Source organism: Flammeovirga sp. MY04 (assembly GCF_001682195.2).
Taxonomy (GTDB): domain Bacteria; phylum Bacteroidota; class Bacteroidia; order Cytophagales; family Flammeovirgaceae; genus Flammeovirga; species Flammeovirga yaeyamensis.
The window spans coordinates 3,899,189-3,918,952 of the sequence record NZ_CP003560.2 but is presented as its reverse complement, the minus strand read 5'-3'; the positions used below and the strand labels follow the sequence as shown (position 1 = coordinate 3,918,952).

The 19,764-nt window shown below is 34.7% G+C and carries 13 protein-coding genes; 10 read left to right on the top strand and 3 right to left on the bottom strand.

The window, feature by feature from the left end:
- Positions 1-125 precede the first annotated feature (125 nt).
- Positions 126-1,814 (bottom strand): energy-dependent translational throttle protein EttA, encoded by a 1,689-nt coding sequence (gene ettA, locus MY04_RS15620; RefSeq protein ID WP_066211080.1) that lies wholly within the window; start codon positions 1,812-1,814, stop codon positions 126-128.
- Positions 1,815-2,304: 490 nt separating this feature from the next.
- Between ettA and MY04_RS15615 the strand changes: the two genes are divergently transcribed.
- The 6 genes from MY04_RS15615 (at position 2,305) to MY04_RS15590 (ending at position 14,483) form a co-directional block, all read left to right on the top strand.
- Complete coding sequence (locus MY04_RS15615) at positions 2,305-4,086, top strand: DUF349 domain-containing protein (RefSeq protein WP_066211079.1); 1,782 nt, start codon at positions 2,305-2,307, stop codon at positions 4,084-4,086.
- Positions 4,087-4,275: 189 nt separating this feature from the next.
- On the top strand, positions 4,276-5,142 hold the full coding sequence (gldN, locus tag MY04_RS15610) for a type IX secretion system ring protein PorN/GldN (protein WP_066211077.1): 867 nt from the start codon (positions 4,276-4,278) through the stop codon (positions 5,140-5,142).
- Positions 5,143-5,303: 161 nt separating this feature from the next.
- On the top strand, positions 5,304-10,685 hold the full coding sequence (locus MY04_RS15605) for an alpha-2-macroglobulin family protein (RefSeq protein WP_066211075.1): 5,382 nt from the start codon (positions 5,304-5,306) through the stop codon (positions 10,683-10,685).
- A complete protein-coding gene (locus MY04_RS15600; protein ID WP_158297728.1) occupies positions 10,657-12,438 on the top strand; it encodes a BamA/TamA family outer membrane protein in 1,782 nt (593 codons plus the stop codon). Before MY04_RS15605 ends, MY04_RS15600 begins: the two co-directional genes overlap by 29 nt.
- Positions 12,439-12,811: 373 nt before the next feature.
- Positions 12,812-13,372, top strand: a complete 561-nt coding sequence (locus MY04_RS15595; RefSeq protein ID WP_066211071.1) for an RNA polymerase sigma factor — start codon at positions 12,812-12,814, stop codon at positions 13,370-13,372.
- A complete protein-coding gene (locus MY04_RS15590; protein WP_066211069.1) occupies positions 13,353-14,483 on the top strand; it encodes an outer membrane beta-barrel protein in 1,131 nt (376 codons plus the stop codon). Before MY04_RS15595 ends, MY04_RS15590 begins: the two co-directional genes overlap by 20 nt.
- Before the next feature lie 100 nt (positions 14,484-14,583).
- Here the strand turns inward: MY04_RS15590 and MY04_RS15585 are convergent, their stop codons facing one another.
- Together MY04_RS15585 and MY04_RS15580 are read right to left on the bottom strand one after the other, a co-directional pair.
- Positions 14,584-14,844, bottom strand: a complete 261-nt coding sequence (locus MY04_RS15585) for a hypothetical protein (RefSeq protein ID WP_066211067.1) — start codon at positions 14,842-14,844, stop codon at positions 14,584-14,586.
- Positions 14,804-15,424, bottom strand: a complete 621-nt coding sequence (locus MY04_RS15580; RefSeq protein WP_066213363.1) for an RNA polymerase sigma factor — start codon at positions 15,422-15,424, stop codon at positions 14,804-14,806. The genes MY04_RS15585 and MY04_RS15580 overlap by 41 nt, the downstream gene beginning before the upstream one ends.
- A gap of 346 nt (positions 15,425-15,770) precedes the next feature.
- On the opposite strand from MY04_RS15580, the gene MY04_RS15575 reads away from it, so the two are divergent.
- The 4 genes from MY04_RS15575 (at position 15,771) to MY04_RS15560 (ending at position 19,758) form a co-directional block, all read left to right on the top strand.
- Positions 15,771-16,226: a nucleoside deaminase gene (locus MY04_RS15575; protein WP_066211064.1), complete on the top strand. Its 456-nt coding sequence runs from the start codon at positions 15,771-15,773 to the stop codon at positions 16,224-16,226.
- Entirely contained in the window at positions 16,226-16,708 is a 483-nt protein-coding gene (locus tag MY04_RS15570) for a tetratricopeptide repeat protein (RefSeq protein ID WP_066211062.1), read from the top strand. Before MY04_RS15575 ends, MY04_RS15570 begins: the two co-directional genes overlap by 1 nt.
- Before the next feature lie 113 nt (positions 16,709-16,821).
- On the top strand, positions 16,822-17,463 hold the full coding sequence (locus MY04_RS15565) for an OB-fold-containig protein (RefSeq protein WP_066211060.1): 642 nt from the start codon (positions 16,822-16,824) through the stop codon (positions 17,461-17,463).
- Between the two features lie 162 nt (positions 17,464-17,625).
- Positions 17,626-19,758, top strand: a complete 2,133-nt coding sequence (locus MY04_RS15560) for a flotillin family protein (RefSeq protein WP_066211058.1) — start codon at positions 17,626-17,628, stop codon at positions 19,756-19,758.
- The last annotated feature ends 6 nt before the right edge of the window (positions 19,759-19,764 follow it).

Below are 19,764 nucleotides of genomic sequence, written 5' to 3'. Positions count from 1 at the left end.
AAAGTCTTTTCGGAGGAAAAAAAATGCTTCGATTACTAATGAAGTGTAATCGAAGCATCTTTTATAAGTTTAACACCTCAGAAAGGTAAAAAATCTTTTATCCTATCGAATTGTGCCCCAAAAAACTATTTCATAAGTTTCTTGTACTTCAATCTTTTTGGTGTGATATCACCCACTTCTTCTCTTCTTTTTGCTTCATATTCTGAGAAGTTGCCTTCAAAGTATCTTACAGATGAATCCCCTTCGAATACTAACAAGTGAGTAGCTAAACGGTCAAGGAACCAACGGTCGTGAGAAATAATTACGGCACAACCAGCGAAGTTTTCTAACGCTTCCTCTAAAGCTCTCATCGTATTTACGTCCAAGTCGTTGGTAGGCTCATCAAGAAGTAGAAGGTTAGACCCCGCCTTTAATGTCATGGCTAATTGAACACGGTTTCTCATACCTCCAGAAAGATCGCTTACTTTTTTCGACTGATCATTACCTGCAAAATTGAATTTAGAAACATATGATCTAGAATTGACTTGTTTTCCTCCAATTTCCATCAATTCATTTCCTTCAGAGATTGTTTCCCAAACAGTTTTATTAGGATCCATCAGAGCGTGTTCCTGATCGATGTAACCAATTTCTACAGTATCACCTACATCGAAAGTACCGTTTTGAGGTTGTAACTGTCCGGTAATCAACTTGAAAAGTGTCGTTTTACCAGCACCGTTAGGTCCAACAATACCAACTATACCTGCAGGAGGTAAAGTGAAGTTTAAGTTTTCGTATAAAACTTTATCACCAAAAGACATTGTAACATCTTTTGCTTCAATTACTTTATTACCTAAACGAGGTCCTGCTGGAATATAGATTTCCAACTCTTGTTCTTTCTCCTTCGCTTCCTCGTTTAATAAGTTTTCGTATGAATTCAAACGAGCTTTTTGTTTAGCATGTCTACCTTTTGGCGACATTCTAATCCAATCCAATTCTCGTTCTAATGTTTTCTGACGTTTTGTTTCTTTCTTATCCTCTTGTGCTAAACGTTTTTGTTTTTGGTCTAACCAAGATGAGTAATTACCTTTCCAAGGAATACCTTCTCCACGGTCCAACTCAAGAATCCAACCTGCAACATTGTCCAAGAAATAACGGTCGTGGGTAACGGCAATTACAGTACCTGCATATTGTTGTAAATGTTGTTCTAACCAGAATACTGATTCAGCATCCAAGTGGTTGGTCGGTTCGTCAAGAAGAAGAACGTCCGGTGCTTGTAATAATAATCTACACAATGCTACTCTACGTTTCTCACCACCTGATAAAACACCTACTTTTTGGTCTTCAGGAGGACAACGAAGTGCGTCCATTGCTCTGTCTAATTTACTATCTAATTCCCAAGCATCAAGATGGTCCAATCTTTCTTGAACTTCTCCCTGACGCTCGATTAATTTATTCATTGCATCCGGATCTTCTAAGATCTCAGGTTCAGCAAATTTTAAATTGATTTCTTCAAATTCTTGTAATAGATCAACAGTCTCTTGTGCTCCTTCCTGAACAATTTCTTTGACTGTTTTTTCAGGGTCTAATTGTGGTTCTTGTTCCAGATAACCAATGCTATAACCGTCAGAAAAAACAACCTCACCACGATATTCTTTATCTACCCCTGCAATAATCTTTAGAAGGGAAGATTTACCAGAACCGTTTAAACCTAAAACACCAATTTTAGCTCCATAAAAGAAGGATAAGTAGATGTTTTTAAGTACTTGTTTATTTGGAGGGTACACTTTTGAGACACCCGCCATCGAGAAGATAATGGTTTCGTTGTTGTTGCTCATATATATTTTAAAATGATATTTTGAACTTTAATTATGCTAATTACGTAAAACTAAATGAATGAAATGTTTAAATACTAATAAATTACATGTATTTAATCAATAAAAATTTGCAAAACAGAAAGTATCATAGCATTTTGCATTCGAATTCATAACTTTATTGAATAAAGACTAATAGACTATATCATTAGTGAAAATTGTTAACGTTCATTTAGTTGTTTACTAAGACAAAGTATTAATCATTAAAATATTAGAATCTATAGATTTTATTGTTGTACCAAATTATATAAGTATTAATAATCATTAACATAATATTAGGTTTGTAAGAGACTATCAGAACTATTGATCATTCATTTGTGTAAACGTTGATCATTTACTATTTAATACGGCAAGTCGTTGATGGCCCTATTATTTAAGATAATCCTTCACCAATTTAGTTTAATAATTTAATCAACAGCTTTTATTATCATTTAATCAAACAAGCGAAATAGCGATGTCAGATTCCCAAATTATCGAGCACAAGGACATTACAGAGTACGGCTATGTACAAGATGGTAAAGTATTTTTAAGAGGATATTACCACTTCCAAGACAGAGAAATCGGTGTAGTAAGAGAAAGCGACGAAGAAAGTTTACAATACTTCGTTGACCGATTTAAGATGGTGACAGAAAAAGTTTTAGCGGTTCAAGAAGCTGTGAAAACAGCAGAGAACAAAGGTTCTTTCTTGATGAAACTTATTCACATGAGAACCTACCTAGCCTCATTCAATGGTCTTGGCGATTTCACAGAACTTTATGAAATTATTAATGTACTAGAAGATGAAATCAATGAGTACATTGCAGTCAACAGAGACAAAAACCTAGAAATTAAGAATGCTCTTTTAAAAGAAGCTGAAGAATGGAAAGGTAGTACAGATTGGAAAAATGCTTCTCTACGTTTCAAAGACATTAAAATGAACTGGATTAAAACTGGTTCAGCTCACAAAGAAATGGAAGAGCAATTGTCTGAGAGATTTAATGCTGCTATGGATGAGTTCTACCAAAATAGAACACAATTCTATGCTCACCAAAATGAATTACATGAACAAAGTATCGATCAATACGAAGCTTTATTAATTAAAGTAAGACGAATCAACCGTAATGGTGGTGGTCAAGAATTCGTAGATGACGTTAAGAAAATACAGGAAGATTGGAGAAACGTACCAATGGTGCCTAAAAAGAAAATGGGCTTCTTAGGTAGTGACTTCAAACGTGAAACTGCTAAGTTCTTTGGTACATTAAACGGTGACCAAGGAGGTTACGGACAACATCGCGGTGGCGGCGGATACGGTCAGCAACGTGGTGGATACGGTCAACAACGCGGTGGTGGCGGATACGGCCAACAACGTGGTGGATACGGTCAACAACGCGGTGGTGGCGGATACGGTCAGCAACGTGGTGGTGGCGGTGGTTACCAACAACGCGGCGGTGGCGGCGGTTACCAACAACGTGGCGGTGGCGGCGGTTACCAACAACGTGGTGGCTACGGAGGTGGTCAACAACGTGGTGGTTACGGTCAACAAGATCGCGGTGGCTACGGAGGTGGTCAACAACGTGGTGGTTACGGTCAACAAGATCGCGGTGGCTACGGAGGTGGTCAACAACGTGGTGGTTACGGTCAGCAAGATCGCGGTGGCTACGGAGGTGGACATCAAGATCGCGGCGATCGTGGTGGATACCAACAACGTGGTAATTACCAACAACGCGAAAGCTACGGACAAGACCGTCCAGCTTATAGCACAAGAGACATGGCTCCACAAAAGACTCCAGGTCAGTCTAAAAAAGACTTACTAGATACCGCTGAGAAGTATTTATCAGACGGAGCACCATTCAATATTGCTAACATTAAGCAATTACAAAATGGATGGAAATCTTTAGGTAAAGAGCCTTCTCAAGAAGATAAAGAGATGAACTTAAGATTCCGTATCGTTTGTAACGAAATCTTCGAATCTCACTTCTTAGAGCGTACAGCTAAAAATGAAGAGCCAGATTTGTATAGCTTATCTGACTTCGAACAATTGAAAATCAAATTGGATATTCTAAGAGAATCAATCCGTAAGGATGAGCAAGATCTATTTGAGTTCAATGCGAAGTATTCTTCAATTCTTTCTTCAGCTGCAGCTGAGCAAAATTCTGAGAATTATGCCCTGTACCAAGAGAGAAACAACTATGTGAACAAGTTAAAGACAAAACAACGTATCCTTAAAAAATTAGAGGATAAATTGTTAGCTATGTAGTCTTTATAAAGCATATAAAAAGGTACTTTGAAATATTCAAAGTACCTTTTTTTTATTTTATTGAACTATATTATCTTTACAATCAGTTATTTAAATAAATAGACCTAATTTCTTTATCAAATTACATCGTGGAATTTATGGCATGATATTTTACTATTATTTTTTATACTTCACGATACCACTATCGAAATGAAAAACATAAATAGATTCAGAATTCTTTTTATAAGCCTTATTTTATCTTCTGCATTATCAGCACAAGCTCAGTTGGCGGACACCCTTAGTAATCCACACTCAATGATGGACATTCAGAATTATGAGATGATGTGGAAGAAATCACTTTGGTATAGAGTGAACTTGGGAACAAAAATTAATAATGGCTTTTTCGCAAGAAATCACGAAGTAACTCGTGTTATTATTGATGCGGTTAAGAACGATAGAATTGTTCCTTATTCTAGCGATTCTTTAGAAAATAGAATATCGAAAGAAGAGTTTCTTCAGCGTTTAATTATTCCTCAAACGGTTAACAGTGATGATGAGTACGAGGATGATGATGCCGCTTGGGGAGATGTAAATGGCATTACTATCAATAAAGATAATGGTCAAAAACCGGGTGATGAGTATGATCCGACAAGATTATGGGTGGTTGAATTAAAAGTGGACAGAATCTTTGATAAGCGTCGATCAAAAATGTACAATGATTTGGTTGCGGTCAACTTAATCATTCCTGCACAAGAGAATCCAAAGGGAATTGATATTGTATTGGGTTCGTTCTCGTTTAGAGAATTAAATGATAATGTTTTTCATACAAAAGCAGAAGATGGGAGCTTAGTAAAAGACCCTGATGCTATATGGTATAATGGAGTAAACCCAGCACAACATAGAAATTTAGGTGAAGCTTTCGCTTTAGAGTTATGGGACGGTCGTTTAATCAAATTCGAAAACCCTCAAGATAATTCGATTATCATGATGTATGGTAACGACATGAAGTCTTTATATCAATCACAAGAAGCAGTATATAAGTTAATGGAGTACGAAGCTTTATTGTGGGAGTATTAATAATATATCATTTTATAATGTTATGATATTTTGAATGAAATTTAAGAATAGGTCATGCCAAAAGGTATGACCTTTTTTTGTAATTTGTATTCTGAATTTAATTACCTGAACTAATTCTAATATTTTTATTAGGATATAGGTAAGTACATAAACCAACTAACATGAAAAAACTTAACTTTTTGATTTACTTATCTCTTTTGATAGGTATTTTTTCTTGTAATACAAATTCAAGCTCAAGCAATGGTGACGGCATAGCATATAAAAACTTTACCGAGAGCATTTCAACAAAGCAAAATATCACTTTTACATTTACCAAAAGTATCCTTGAGGATAAAACAGGTGAATGGCTAACTCAAGACCTCAATTATTTTACTATTACTCCAGAAGTAAAAGGACAATACAAGTGGACGGCCAAAAACACATTAGTTTTTTCACCTGAATTAGGGTTTGAACCAAGTACAAAATACAGTTTAAAGCTATCAGAAGAGGCATTAGCAAAAGAAGGAATTAATTTAAAGAATACAGAATTATCTTATTCTTTTGCAACAGAGGACCTAAAAGTGGTTGAGTCTTTAGGGGCATGGTCAAAGATCTCAGATGGCAAACCAACTCCTACATTAATATTAAAATTCAATTATTTTCTTGATGGGAAGAGCCTTGCTGAAAAAATAACAGTGAAGGATAAAGACAAAAAGAGAATAAACACAGAATTAATCACTTCAGGTGAAACGAATGAGTTTACTTTTAAACTAACGAATGTTTCTCCTGCTTCTAAAAACCAGGCTCTTTCCATTGAAATTGGGAAAGGGGTGAATATCACTAAGAATAATAAAACCGATTATTCAATTCAAGCTAATGGATTTATTCCTCAGGTAAACGAATTGAAAATTAATTCTGTTTCTGCTCATGTAGAAGACGATGACTTAAGTATTATCATCAAATCGAATCAAGAACTTGAGATAAAAAACATTAAATCTCAGATTAGGATTACACCAAAAGTTAGCTATGAGGTAGAAAAACTAAATGATGGAATTAAACTAAAAGGTAATTTCAAATTGGGTTATGATTATACTGTTGAATTATATACTGGTATCAAAGGTATTTTTAATACTCCGTTAAAAGATAAAGTAAGAGAAACGGTTATTTTCGGAAACATCGATCCTTTAATCTCATTTGTAGATAAAAAGTCGGTGTATCTTTCTCCAAAAAGTGATAAGTCGGTAGATCTTAAAATTGTAAACGTACCGAAAGTAGACGTAGACGTCTATAAAGTATACAAAAACAACCTCTTTACTTATTTCGACGATAACAGTCTATACACTGAAAGTTCTTACTCTTATTATGGACCTAATTTTAGAAGGTTAGGTGATAAAATTTTCTCAAACCATGATGTGGAGGTAAGTAGCATGAAATCGAATGGTTATGTAAAAACACTATCTCTAGATTTCTTAGATGAAAGCAAGTTCAGCGGAGTGTATGTTGTAGAAGTTAGAAGTTCTAAAGAAAGATATCTTCTAGCACGTAAGATGATTTCAATATCAGATATTGGTTTGATAGCGAAAGAAGGAAAAAATTCAATGTTGGTATTGGCAAATTCAATTGCAGATGCTTCTCCAATGCCAAATACAGAGATCACACTAGTATCACAAAATAACCAAGAAGTTTATACGCTTACTACCGATAAGGATGGTGTTGCGAAGTTTACAGATTTAGATCAACATGCTAAGGGATTTGATATCAATATGATTTTTGCCAAGCAAGGCAATGATTTTAACTACATGAACTTCCAACAATCGAGAATTTCAACTTCTCGTTATGAAGTGGGTGGTAGACATTCTAATTCATCAAATTTAATGGCATTTATATATGGTGATAGAAATCTGTACCGCCCTGGAGAAACGATTTATTATAAAACTATTGTAAGAACCGAAGAATGGGAAGTAGTACAACAACCAATTTTAGTCAATATATATCTACCTGATGGAAATCTATTAAAGACAGAAAGAGCACAGCTGAATAACGACGGTTCTTTTGAAGGAAATGTAAAATTGATGGATGCTTCCGTTACGGGTAATTATAGCATTGAGGTGACTACAGGAAACAACATCATCTTAGCTTCTAAGAGAATAAGTGTTGAGGAGTTTATGCCGGATAGAATCAAGGTAAATGCAGAATTGGATAAAGACACTTATGAAGTTTCTGAAAATATTAAAGCTTCCTCACAAGTATTGAATATGTTTGGTCCTCCTGCTGCAAATAGAAACTATGAGGTCGACCTTTCATTATCAAGATTGAATATGGTAGCAAAGGACTATACAGAATATAAATTCAATATTGATGGTAAGGTATCCTTAAATCTTGATAATCACCTGAGAAATGGATCAACAGATGAGCAGGGTAATTTAGAAGAATCTTTCCTTCTTCCGAAGTATTTAAAAAATAGCGGATTACTTACAGCTAAAGTATATACCACTGTTTTTGATGAAACGGGAAGACCGGTAAGACGATTGAATACTGCAAAAATTTCCACTCAACCTTATTATTTAGGTATTAAGTATGGTGATCATTATATCAAATCTAGAGCGAATAATGAGATATCTTTAATCGCTATTGATAAGAATCAGAAAAAGGTTAATAATGCAGAAGTTAAGGTAGAGTTGTACCGTTACGAGTGGCACTCTGCAATGGAGAGATCATATAATAACCGTTACCGTTATGTCTCTAGATATAAAGAGATTTTGGTAGATTCTAAGAAAATGAAATTGGGAAGTAATTCAGTTTATTCTTTCTTCCCTAAACACTCTGGAAAATATCAGGTGAGAGTATCAATTCCTGGAGCGAGTACGTATACAAGTATGAATTATTATGCTTATGGATGGGGTGATGTATCAAGTACTGCGTTCGAAGTGGATAAAGAAGGAAGAGTGTTGATCGAACCTGAATATGATACTTATATAATTGGAGATAAAGCGAAAGTATTATTTAAAACGCCATTCCAAGGAAAATTACTTGTCACTATCGAAAAAGATAATGTGATATCGCATCAAGTAATTGATACGAACAATAAGATGGCTTCTTTAGAGATTCCAATCAAAGATGAGCATCTACCAAATATCTTTATCACAGCTACTTTAATTAAGGGAGCTAAGGACAATGAACTTCCGTTAACAGTAGCACATGGTTTTACTTCAATTAAAGTAAAAGATGCAGATAGAGATCTTCAATTAAAGATCACTGCACCTGAGGTGAGCCGCTCTAGAACTTCTCAAACCATAGAAATACAAACTTCAAACAAAGAAGAAGATGTAGAAGTAACAGTAGCTGTGGTTGATGAAGGTATTCTTCAGATTAAGAATTATAAGACTCCAGATCCTTTTGGGTACTTCTATCAAAATAGAGCCTTAAATGTTCAGACGTACGACTTGTATCCTAAAGTGATGCAGTTCAGAAAACAAGCAAGCAGTTTTGGTTCCGATATGGCCAACTTGGGTGCAAGAGCCAACCCTATGGTCAATAATAGAGTGAATTTAGTCTCTTTCTGGTCGGGTACGCTAAAAACGGATAGAAATGGTAAAGTAAACTATACAGTAGATATCCCAGAATTCTCAGGAGAATTGAGAGTGATGGCGGTTGCATCAAAAGGTAATGCTTTTGGTAGTGCAGATAAACCGATGAAAGTGAGAGACCCATTAGTATTAAGTACTGCTTTACCAAGGTTCTTAAGTCCATCTGATGTTAACGATGCGACTATTATGTTGGCCAATACAACAGATAAGCCTATGACGGTTTCTACGAAGTTGAAGGTAGAAGGAGCAGTAAAAGTTGAAAAAGATAACCTTGGTAGTGTAACTATTCCGGCCAATTCTGAAAAGATGGTTCAGTTCAAATTAATGGCTGATCAGACGATAGGTGAAGGCAAAGTAGTCGTAATTGCTAAAGTGAATAATGAAGATTTTATATCATCGACAAACATTAATGTTAGAGCATCTGTTGGTTTATTGAAATCGGACGGTGATGGTGTGATAAAAGGAGGTCAATCTACTACTATTGATTTGAAGGAAGACTATATCGCTAAATCACTTAAAGGGAAATTATTAATTTCTAAATCACCTCTTGTTGGTTTCTCAAAAGACCTAAGCTATCTGATACGTTACCCTTATGGTTGTGTTGAACAAACGACATCAGCAGTTTTCCCTCAGTTGTATTTAGGAGAATTGGCAGACCGTTTCAATAAGACAAACAATAAAGGAACAGTAGATTATAATATCAATGAGGCCATTAAGAAGCTACAAAGTATGCAGATGTACTCTGGTGGACTTTCGTACTGGCAAGGCGGATCTTATGTAAGTGAGTATGGTTCTGTTTATGCCGCTCATTTCTTATTAGAAGCTCAGAAACAAGGGTACGATGTTGATGGTACTGTTTTAGGAAAGCTATTGGCCTATGTTCGAAAACTAGCTTCCAATAAAAAGAAGCATGGGTATTACTACTATACTAATGGTTCTAGAACAAGAACTGAGGTGTTTAATAAGACAAGTTTATATGCTCTTTATGTTATTGCAGAATCTGGACATGCAGATGTTTCTACAATGAATTATTTTAAAAAGCATAAGGCTAGTTTAGATAACTCATCATTATATCTTTTAGCCACTACTTTCTTAAGAGTAGGCGATCAGCAATCGTATAGATTATTATTACCAAAAGCATTTGAAAATAGAGATCAAGAAAAAGAGTTTGGTGGAAGTTTCTCATCTAGAATTCGAGATTTAGGTTTAGCCTTAAATTCATTGATAGAGACAGACCCGAAAAATGGTCAAGTAGGTGTTCTTACGAAAGAATTATCTGAGGCCATGAAATCGGAGACCTATATGTCAACTCAAGAAAGAGCATTTGGGTTAATGGCATTAGGCAAAGTCTTGAAAAAGGCTTCTCAACAATCTATTTCAGCTCAAGTGGTGAATAATGGTAAGACGGTAGGGAATACAGATGGAGAAGATCTTATCTTAACGTCTTCTGATGTTGTAGGTCAAGAAGTAAGCATTAAAACAACAGGTAGTGGAGAACTGTATTATTTCTGGGAAATAGAAGGTTTAAATACTACAGGTAGATATGTAGAAGAGGATAAAGGTTTAAAAGTGAGAAGAAAGTATTTTAATAGAAACGGTACACAAATTACTTCTCCTAATTTCAAGCAAAACGATTTAATCGTGATTGAGATAACCTTACAATCGTCAAAAATTAAAGTAGAGAACGTGGTAGTGACAGATATGTTACCAGCAGGTTTTGAAATCGAAAATCCGCGTTTAGGTGATATTCCAGGTTTGAATTGGACACAAAAGAAAGCTGCTTATCCAGAACATGTCGATTTTAGAGACGATAGAGTCAACTTCTTCGTAACAGCAGATGTAAAAGAGAAGAAATTCTATTATGTTGTGAGAGCGGTAAGTAAAGGAACATTTAAACAGGGACCTGTAAGTGCAGATGCCATGTACAATGGAGCTTACCATTCTTATCATGGAGCAAAAACAATTAAAGTTGAATAGTACGCAAAGTATATATCAAATGATCTTTAAAAGTAGAGCAAAGCAATTTGCTCTACTTTTATTGCTATTCAGCAGTATTGCAGTAAAAGCCCAAAACAATATCAAATTACAATGGGAGGTGAGTGATGCTTCCGAAAAATCTCCAATTAACAACAAACCAAATCTTTTCTTTAGAGATACCACTCAGTTATATCAATTTGTTGATTCAACTTTAACAGCCACCAAAAATAAAGGATATTTATTCTGTACTATTGATACCCTCAAGCAAACAGAAGATACATTTACTTATACGATTTATTTAGGTCCACAATACGATCATATTTATATCAATACCCAAAAAGTGAATGATCAGATTTTAAAAAGTAGGTACTGGAAAGGAAATTCCAAGTTTAAGAAAGTATTGCCTAATGAGTTGGAAAGCGCCAAGTTTCAAGTAGTAGAATATTATGAAAATCAAGGCTATCCATTTACTAAAGTGTGGACCGATTCTCTTCACTTTAAAGGAAATGATCTCTATGCAAATTTAAATCTGGACCTCGGAGATCAAGTAGTATTTGATACTTTGATTGTAAAGAGAGACAAACCACTCGGGGTGCAGAAGAAGTTTTTCGAACGATATTTAGGTTTAAAAAAGGGAGAACCTTTTAGTCAGAAAAATGTAGAAAGGGCTGAATCTATCATCAAACAGACCTCTTATCTAAAACTAAAAGATACGATTGATGTTGTCTTTGAGTACGGCAGGGCAATGGTAGAAATTCCTTTAGAGAAACGAAGAGCAAGTAGAGCAGATGGTTTAATAGGCTTTGCACCTAATGAATCGGATGATGGAGGAGTATTGGTGACTGGTCAAGTATTATTAGACCTACATAACCCTTTTGGTACAGGAAAACGATTTTTTATTGATTGGAAAAAGCCTGACCAACATTCTCAATGGTTTAAAGGAAGCTATGAACACCCTCGTTTTTTTAAAACCCAAATGGATGTAGGCTACAATATCAATTTACAAATTCAGGATTCTACATTTATTAGAGTCTCCAACGAGGTATTGTTGAAAAGAAGAGTTGGCGTAAACGGAGCCGTAAAATTAGGGGCAAGATGGGAGAGTAGTCGCTTATTAAGAGAGTTAGATGAACAAGCTGTGGACACACTAAATGATACGAAAAGTACCTTGTATTCTTTAGGATATGATTGGGTGAATGTAGATGATTTACTTTTTCCAAGAAGAGGATGGAAGATTGGATTCAAAGGAAGTGCAGGACAAAGAACTATTATTTTTAATCCATCATTTGATGAAAGCGTTTATGAAGGGATTTCTGAAAAATCTTTGATGTTTGATTGGCAATTTACAGCCGAGTCTTATTTCGGATTAATAAAGTGGATAGATGGCTATGTAAAATTAGATGCAGCACAAATGATTGCCGATAAACTTTATTTAAATGAGTTGCACCGTCTTGGAGGATTTAAATCGGTAAGAGGGTTTCTTGAGGGTGAATTATTTGTTGATCGTTATGCTTTACTCACTTTTGAACCTAGAGTCAACATGGGTGGAAATTCTTACTTCTTTTTATTCTCTGATATTAGCATTACAGGGCAAAACGATGTCATTGATGTACCTGTAGGAATAGGAGCTGGAGCAAGTCTAGAAACGAAAACAGGTATATTTTCTATTGCCTATGCTTTTGGGAGAAATAATGAGATTCCTTTTAGTACCCAATTAGCGAAAATACACTTTGGTTTCATAGGGGTATTTTAACAGATGAATTTTTAATAAAGATTAAAAGGAAAAAATCAATTTAACATTTATCTCGTATTTTAATCAGAATTAACACTGTGTACGCTTTCAAATATTAATTGATGTGAAAATATTGAAAATGTAACTATCTTATTATCAGTGTTTAAAATTACTTACTTACATTGTGGAATATATTTTTTAGACGGATTGTTCAAATCGTGTGTCAAGAAGTATAGGCAAAACATTTAATTCATTCAGTACAATAATCAAATAACATATTCTCTATCTATGTATTTACTAACGGTATTCGAATATGATATAAAAGTGTCAATTTAATTAAGGTGTACTGATAAAACTTTTTAGTCCATTACAGGAATTTAAACACCTACTCCACATGTTAGAAGATGAATTATTAATCAAAGGATGTCGAAACGGTGACAAGCGTATTCAAAGAAAGCTATATGAACAATACAGTGGTGTATTGATGGCTGTAGCTTATCGATATGCTAAAACCGAGGAAGATGCGAGGGACATTCTACAAGAGGCCTTTGTCAAGATATTTAAGAACATTGGTACGTTCAGGAACGAATCATCCCTTAAACACTGGATGAGAAGAATTGTTGTCAATACGGCGATCAACTTCCAAAGATCAAAATTATATCTATATCCAATGATGGATGTAAACGATATGTATGATCTGAAAGAGGAGGCGATGGCATTACACGATTATAGTTTACAGGAATTGCTGAAATTATTGCAAAAACTACCTGATGGCTGCAGAGTGATTTTCAACCTTTATGCAATTGAAGGGTATAAGCACAAGGAAATTGCAGAAATGACGGGTATCACAGAAGGTACTTCAAAGTCTCAATTTGCTAGGGCTCGAAAATTAATGAAAGCCATGATTGAAGAATCTCAAATTGAAAGATATAGCTATGCAAAAGAAAGAGGATAAAAGAGATGAATTTGATAAGGTATGGGCAGATGCTTTCAAGGATGAAGAGTTATCAATAACTCCACCTACAGATCTATGGGATGATTTGGAGGAGGAAGTGGATAAAATAAATGATAAGAAAAATCAGTTTAACATCTTTAGAGCAGCCGCTGCGATTATCACTTTCGGTTTACTATCAAGTTTCTTGGTAAAAAATGAAATGCCGATCCAATCGAATTATGATATAGGATCTATTTCTTACAGCACTACAGATAGAAATGTCTATCAAGCATCTATGCTTCCGACAGACTTTTTTATCTCATCTATAGATGAAAGTGCTGAAGCATTAGAATTACTAAGAGAAAAATACATTGCTCCTTCAAAAGAAATTATCAACACTAAAGTGAATCCTTTTTATACAGCAAAAAAAGAGGAAACAAAAGGTGTTATTAAATCAGCCGAAAAAGAAGTTTATTATTCAGAATTAGGTCAGATAAATAGTAATCCTAAAGATTATTCTGATGAAATATTAATGGCTCGTCAGTCCCCTTCTGTCATCGAAAAGAAAAAGAAGAATAAGAAGTATCTAAAAATTGAAGCAGGTAGAACGCAAATCGATCCTAATATGAGATACAATCATAAGGACATTGCTGGAAAATCTACAGCCCCTACAGTTGCAGTAATAACGGGTATCAAAATGGATAATAATGTTTTTGTAGAATTAGGAGCAAGATACGCTCAATATTCTATCAAGGCAGGAATGAACGATCAAAACATATCCATTGAGCAGAAGCAACTTTCTATTCCAGTAAATGTGGGGTATACCATCAATATGAATAAGAAATTGGATTTAGATGTTTTTGCTGGTGTTGCCGCTGACATTATTATTGATCAAAAAGTAGAAGGAGGTGCTGCTATCGAAAATGATTTGATGAGAAGTGCGGTTGGAAATACAGCAAATATTTCGGCCAATGTTGGTGCTTCTTTAAACTATAAGATTGCTCCAAAAGCTTCTATCTCTTTAGGAACTACTTATGGCAGTCAGTTATTGGAGAACAGTCAGTCGAATGAAATTACTTCTAATAATAGCGTATTGACGTTTAATATGGGAGTAAAATACAATATCATATAGAACTCAGGTTATAAGACTTGAATTAATAAATTGAATTGAAACAGACAAACGCAAAAAGGCTACCATTACGGTGGCCTTTTTTATCGAGCAATTTAGTTTATCAATTAGAATTATCTTCATCGTTTGCCTTCATGGCAAACTCCATTATATTTTTTATCGTTTTAGAACGAGGCTTTAATTCGAGTTTATTCAACGTTTGTTTTACTTGCAAACTATCGTTCACAAATTTTTCGCAATTTGGATCAGACATCACTTTTTCAAGTTCATCGGCTGAGAAATGAATGTCTTGATCACTATTATAAATTAATAATACTGATTTGTTAAGACGCTCTTTGGTGAGTTGTTTTTTGTCTAATTGCATAATTAGCGTTTTCACTTTGTTGCTCCATCATCTTGCGAAGATTAATGAGGGCATAACGCATTCTACCTAAAGCAGTATTAATACTTACTCCTGTAGAGTCTGCGATTTCTTGGAAACTCATTTGCATATAATGACGCATGACTAATACCTCACGTTGTGAATCTGGCAAGCGGTCAACCAATGCTTTTACATTAGCTTGTGTTTCTTTTAAGATCTTTTGGTCCTCGATAGAATTTTCAGAGAAATCTAAAGTATCAAAAACACTGCTGCCGTCTTCCATAACAATTGTAGGATATCTTTTCTGCTTACGGAAATGATCAATCGCCATATTGTGAGCAATACGAGAAATCCAAGGCATAAATTTTCCCTCTTCATTATACTTACCTGCACGGATCATTTTGATGGCTTTGATAAATGTATCCTGCAATAGGTCTTCTGCAACAAACTCATCTTTTACAATAAGGAGTATACTAGTAAATAGCTTGTTCTTGTACTTATTTAATAGTTGCTCAAATGCTGCTTCGCTTCCATTTAGATATTGCGATATTAATTCTTGATCTGAAAGAGTATAATTGTTCATGCCTCGCATTGTTATAACGTTGATAATATATTGCTTATTGTAAACGCATTAAGATAACTTTTGAAAAAATACAAATAGTTTACGTCTTCAATTATTAGTAGTAAGCTTTATAAATTGCTTAATGTAAATGTTTGAAAATATTAATAATATTCAAATTTCTTTATCTAAGGAAAAGCACTGTTCATCGAAAAATTGTGTACATTCATCTAAGTGAACTGATTGAGGTGTCTGAAAATCAATCATAAACAAAGATTAGTGCAATTATTTATTTAAATAATTACATTGATCAATCACAATGAAATCGAGTAGTAGAATTTTTGTAAAATTAGAATAGTACAATTTTTATATGATTTTATCAGATGATAATCAATACATGAGACTAGCACTTGAGCTGGCAAAAGAAGCCTTTAAAGAAGGTGAAATTCCTGTTGGAGCAGTGGTAGTTGTAGATGGAAAAGTGATTGGAAAAGGGTATAATCAGACAGAAAAACTAAATGATCCTACTGCTCATGCAGAAATGTTAGCCATTACAGCAGCAACAAATTTTTTAGGAAGTAGGCATTTACAAAATTGTACTTTGTATGTAACGCTTGAACCTTGTGCTATGTGTGCAGGAGCCATCTTTTGGGCTCAAATAGGAAGAATAGTTTATGGTGCATCCGACGAAAAGCGTGGATTTAATGCATATTCTTCTAAATTAGCTCATCCAAAAGCAAAATATACCACAGGTGTATTAGAAGAAGAGTGTCATCAATTAATAATGGACTTTTTTAAACAGCTGAGATTAAAAAGAAAAAAATAATGGAAAAGGATCTGATTCTGGAAATAGAGAATAAATTAAAAGAAGAAAAGTTTGATGGTCTAGAAGATCAATTGAACGCTTACCAAGGTGAACAAAAAGGTAGGGAACTTCTTGGGCTATGTTATTTAGGTCAATGGAAAAATGAAGAAGCGGAAGCTGTTTTTGAAGCTTTAAGGAAAGACTATCCGACGGAAGCGGATTACCATTATTATTATGGTGCTAGTTTAGGGCAACAAGCCAAAGGAGCAAATATCTTAAAACTGATGAGTATTGCTCCAAAATCTAAAGAAGCATTTGAGAAAGCTTTAGAACTTGACCCACAACACGTTCCTGCACATTGGGGATTACTTCGTTATTATGGAAATGCTCCTGCTATGTTTGGAGGAGAGCCTAAGTGTAAAGAATTAGCGGAATCTCTAAGTAAATTCAATGAGAAAGAAGCTCAGGATGCATTCAATTTTATTGGTCAAAAGTTCAACTAAATTCAATGCTTTACGTATATTAACGAATAGCTAACTATTTCTTATTTAATTTAATGATCTGAAAAAATTAGGACCATTAAATAGTAGTAAGCAAACAACTATAACACCACAGCATGGAATTACTGAACGAATCTATCAAACTGATAAATTTACCTTATACTTTTTTATTGATATTATGTATTATCTATTGGCTTAATGTGATCATTGGTGCAATCACACCAGATTTTCTAGATGTGCAATTAGACTTAGATCATGATGTTGATATTGATATTGATGCAGATCTAGATACTGATGCGGCTGTTTCTTCTGTGGGTATATTTCAGGGTGTATTACAATTTCTTCATGTAGGTGTAGTCCCTGTGATGTTGATTTTTACAGTGCTTTTCACTCTAATGTGGTTGTTTTCAATCTTATTTAACCACTATATTTTTGAATTGTCACCCCTTATGGCATTAGGTGCAGCTGTTCCTAATATTGTGCTTTCTATATTTTTAACCAGGTACATTGCTTTTCCTTTTGCTTCCTTTTTTAGAAAACTAAATGAGGAAGAAGACAGAGAAATAATTGGTAAAACAGGTAAAGTACTTTTAGGATCATCAGAAAGTCATAAAGGACAAATTTCTATCTGGGTGGGAAGTGGAGAACAGAAAGTCTACATCAAATCGTCTGATGGATTACCGATTAAAAAGGGAGAAGAAGCAGTAGTCGTAGAATACGATACTGAACAAAAATGTTATTTGGTACAAACGCTTTAGTAAGCAAACTTAAAAGAAAATTTTTAAACACTTAATCATAATTAAACTGTTCTTTGGAAATTTTTAGACTGAAAATTTTAGGATATTTTTTTGAAATCAAGCAAACTCAAATGATCTATTCTAAACCGATAAGAACAACAACAACTTAATGTAATATTAAAAATGGATACTCAAATCATTTTAACGGTTCTAGGTATTATAGCCCTAGTTATTTTTGGAATCTTCGGGTTCATTGTGTCATTCTACAAAAAAGTACCTCAAGGTGAGGCTTTGGTTAGAACGGGTATGAACGGATTAAGAGTAATTACTCAAGGTGGATTGGTTATCCCAGTCATCCACAAAGCAGAAAGAATGGATGTTTCTCTAAAAAGTATCGAGATTAGTAGAGAAGGTAAACAAGGTTTGATTTGTCAGGATAACCTTAGAGCAGACATCAAAGTAGTTTTCTTTATTCGAGTAAATAACAATACTGAGGATATTGCTACTGTAGCACAGACTATTGGCTGTGAAAGAGCATCTGATAGAGAATTACTTGAATCATTATTTGAAGCAAAATTCTCTGAAGCATTAAAAACGATCGGTAAACGTTTCGATTTTATCGAATTGTACACTTCAAGAGAGAAAATGAAACAAGAAGTTATCGATATTATCGGAACTGACTTGAACGGTTATGTATTAGATGACTGTGCTATTGACTATTTAGAGCAAACGAAAATTGATCACCTAGATCCAGATAATATTCTAGATGCAGAAGGTATCAAAAAAATCATTGATTTAACGGCAACTCAAAAGATACAAGCGAACTTGATCAAAAACGAAGAAGAGAAGAAGATCAAGAAGCAAGATGTAGAGAAAGAAGAAGCTGTTCTTGTTTTAGAAAAGCAAAGAGTGGAAGCTGAGGAACGTCAGATAAGAGAAATCGAAACGCTTAAAGCAAAAGAGAAAGCAACAACAGAAACAATCATTCAGGAAGAAAGATTGAAATCTGAAAAGGCACGTTTGACGACAGAGGAAGAAATCGAAATTCAAGAAAAGAATAAAGAAAGAGAAGTTCTAGTAGCAAAGAAAATCATTGAAAAGACTGAAGCACTAGAAAACGAAAAAATCGATAGAGAAAGATTGTTAGCTGAAACAGAGAAAAATAAAATTGTTGAGTTAGCACAAATCGATAAAGAGAAGACAGTAGAAGAGCAGAAACGTGATATCCAAGATGTCATCAAGGAAAGAGTGGCTGTTCAGAAGTCGGTAGTAGAAGAAGAAGAAAGAATCAAAGACACTCAGGCATTCTCTGAAGCACAAAGACAAAAGAAAGTGGCGATCACTTTAGCAGAACAAAAAGCAGAGGAGAACTTGATGGCTGAATTGAAGGCAGCAGAAGCACAAAAAGAAGCGGCTAAACTATTGGCTGAGCAAAAGAAAATTGAAGCGGCAGCAGATTTCGAAACATCAAATCAAAAAGCAGCAGCAATTAAGACATTGGCTGAAGCTAAAGTGAAAGAGCAAGCAACTGCTGGATTCGCAGAAGTACAGGTGAAAGAGGCTGCAGCATTAGCTAGAGAGAAAGAAGCAGTAGCTGAAGCAGCTTATATTGAAAGTACTTCGGAAGCACAGGCTAAAGCGAACCTACAATTAGGTGAAGCAGAGGCTGAAGTTTTAAGAGCAAGAATGGTTGCTGAAGCAGAAGGTATGGAGAAAAAATCTCATGCTATCGAATTAGAAGGTCTAGCTGAAGCGAAAGTTTTAGAACAAAAAGCATTAGTTGAAGCTCAAAGAATTGAAGCAGAAGCAAAAGCATTGACGCATATGGATAATGCGAGCCGTGAAATGGAGCAATTCAAATTAAGATTGAACCAAGAAAAAGACTTGAAATTAGCTCAATTCGAGGTACAAAAAGAATACGCTCAAACACAATCTGCTGTAATGGCTGAAGCGATGAAGAATAGTGATATTAAGATTGTTGGTGGTGAAACTCAAGTGTACGATAGAATTATCAAATCGATCTCTATGGGTGATGCTGTAGATAACTTCTTTGAATCAAGTGAAGTAGCCACTGAGGTGAAAGATAACTTGTTGGATTCTTCAGACGGAAAAAATGTGATTGCCAAAGTGAAAGGAATGATCGATCAATTTGGTATCAAAACAGAAGATATCAAAAACTTGAGCGTAGCAGGTTTGCTTTCTCATATGAAAATGATGTCGAAAGACGAAACATCTAAAACATGGTTGGACAGTGCATTGGTCACAGCAGAACAAACAGGTATTGCAGCACTTGCAGCCGGTAAGTTTTTAAAATAATGTCCA

Bases quoted from the DNA above. Each gene is read 5' to 3' on its own strand.
- ettA (WP_066211080.1), bottom strand. From the start codon at position 1,814: ATGAGCAACAACAACGAAACCATTATCTTCTCGATGGCGGGTGTCTCA.
- MY04_RS15590 (WP_066211069.1), top strand. From the start codon at position 13,353: ATGCAAAAGAAAGAGGATAAAAGAGATGAATTTGATAAGGTATGGGCA.
- MY04_RS15575 (WP_066211064.1), top strand. From the start codon at position 15,771: ATGATTTTATCAGATGATAATCAATACATGAGACTAGCACTTGAGCTG.
- MY04_RS15585 (WP_066211067.1), bottom strand. From the start codon at position 14,844: ATGCAATTAGACAAAAAACAACTCACCAAAGAGCGTCTTAACAAATCA.
- MY04_RS15580 (WP_066213363.1), bottom strand. From the start codon at position 15,424: ATGAACAATTATACTCTTTCAGATCAAGAATTAATATCGCAATATCTA.
- MY04_RS15615 (WP_066211079.1), top strand. From the start codon at position 2,305: ATGTCAGATTCCCAAATTATCGAGCACAAGGACATTACAGAGTACGGC.
- MY04_RS15605 (WP_066211075.1), top strand. From the start codon at position 5,304: ATGAAAAAACTTAACTTTTTGATTTACTTATCTCTTTTGATAGGTATT.
- MY04_RS15565 (WP_066211060.1), top strand. From the start codon at position 16,822: ATGGAATTACTGAACGAATCTATCAAACTGATAAATTTACCTTATACT.
- MY04_RS15560 (WP_066211058.1), top strand. From the start codon at position 17,626: ATGGATACTCAAATCATTTTAACGGTTCTAGGTATTATAGCCCTAGTT.
- MY04_RS15600 (WP_158297728.1), top strand. From the start codon at position 10,657: ATGGAGCAAAAACAATTAAAGTTGAATAGTACGCAAAGTATATATCAA.
- MY04_RS15570 (WP_066211062.1), top strand. From the start codon at position 16,226: ATGGAAAAGGATCTGATTCTGGAAATAGAGAATAAATTAAAAGAAGAA.
- MY04_RS15595 (WP_066211071.1), top strand. From the start codon at position 12,812: ATGTTAGAAGATGAATTATTAATCAAAGGATGTCGAAACGGTGACAAG.
- gldN (WP_066211077.1), top strand. From the start codon at position 4,276: ATGAAAAACATAAATAGATTCAGAATTCTTTTTATAAGCCTTATTTTA.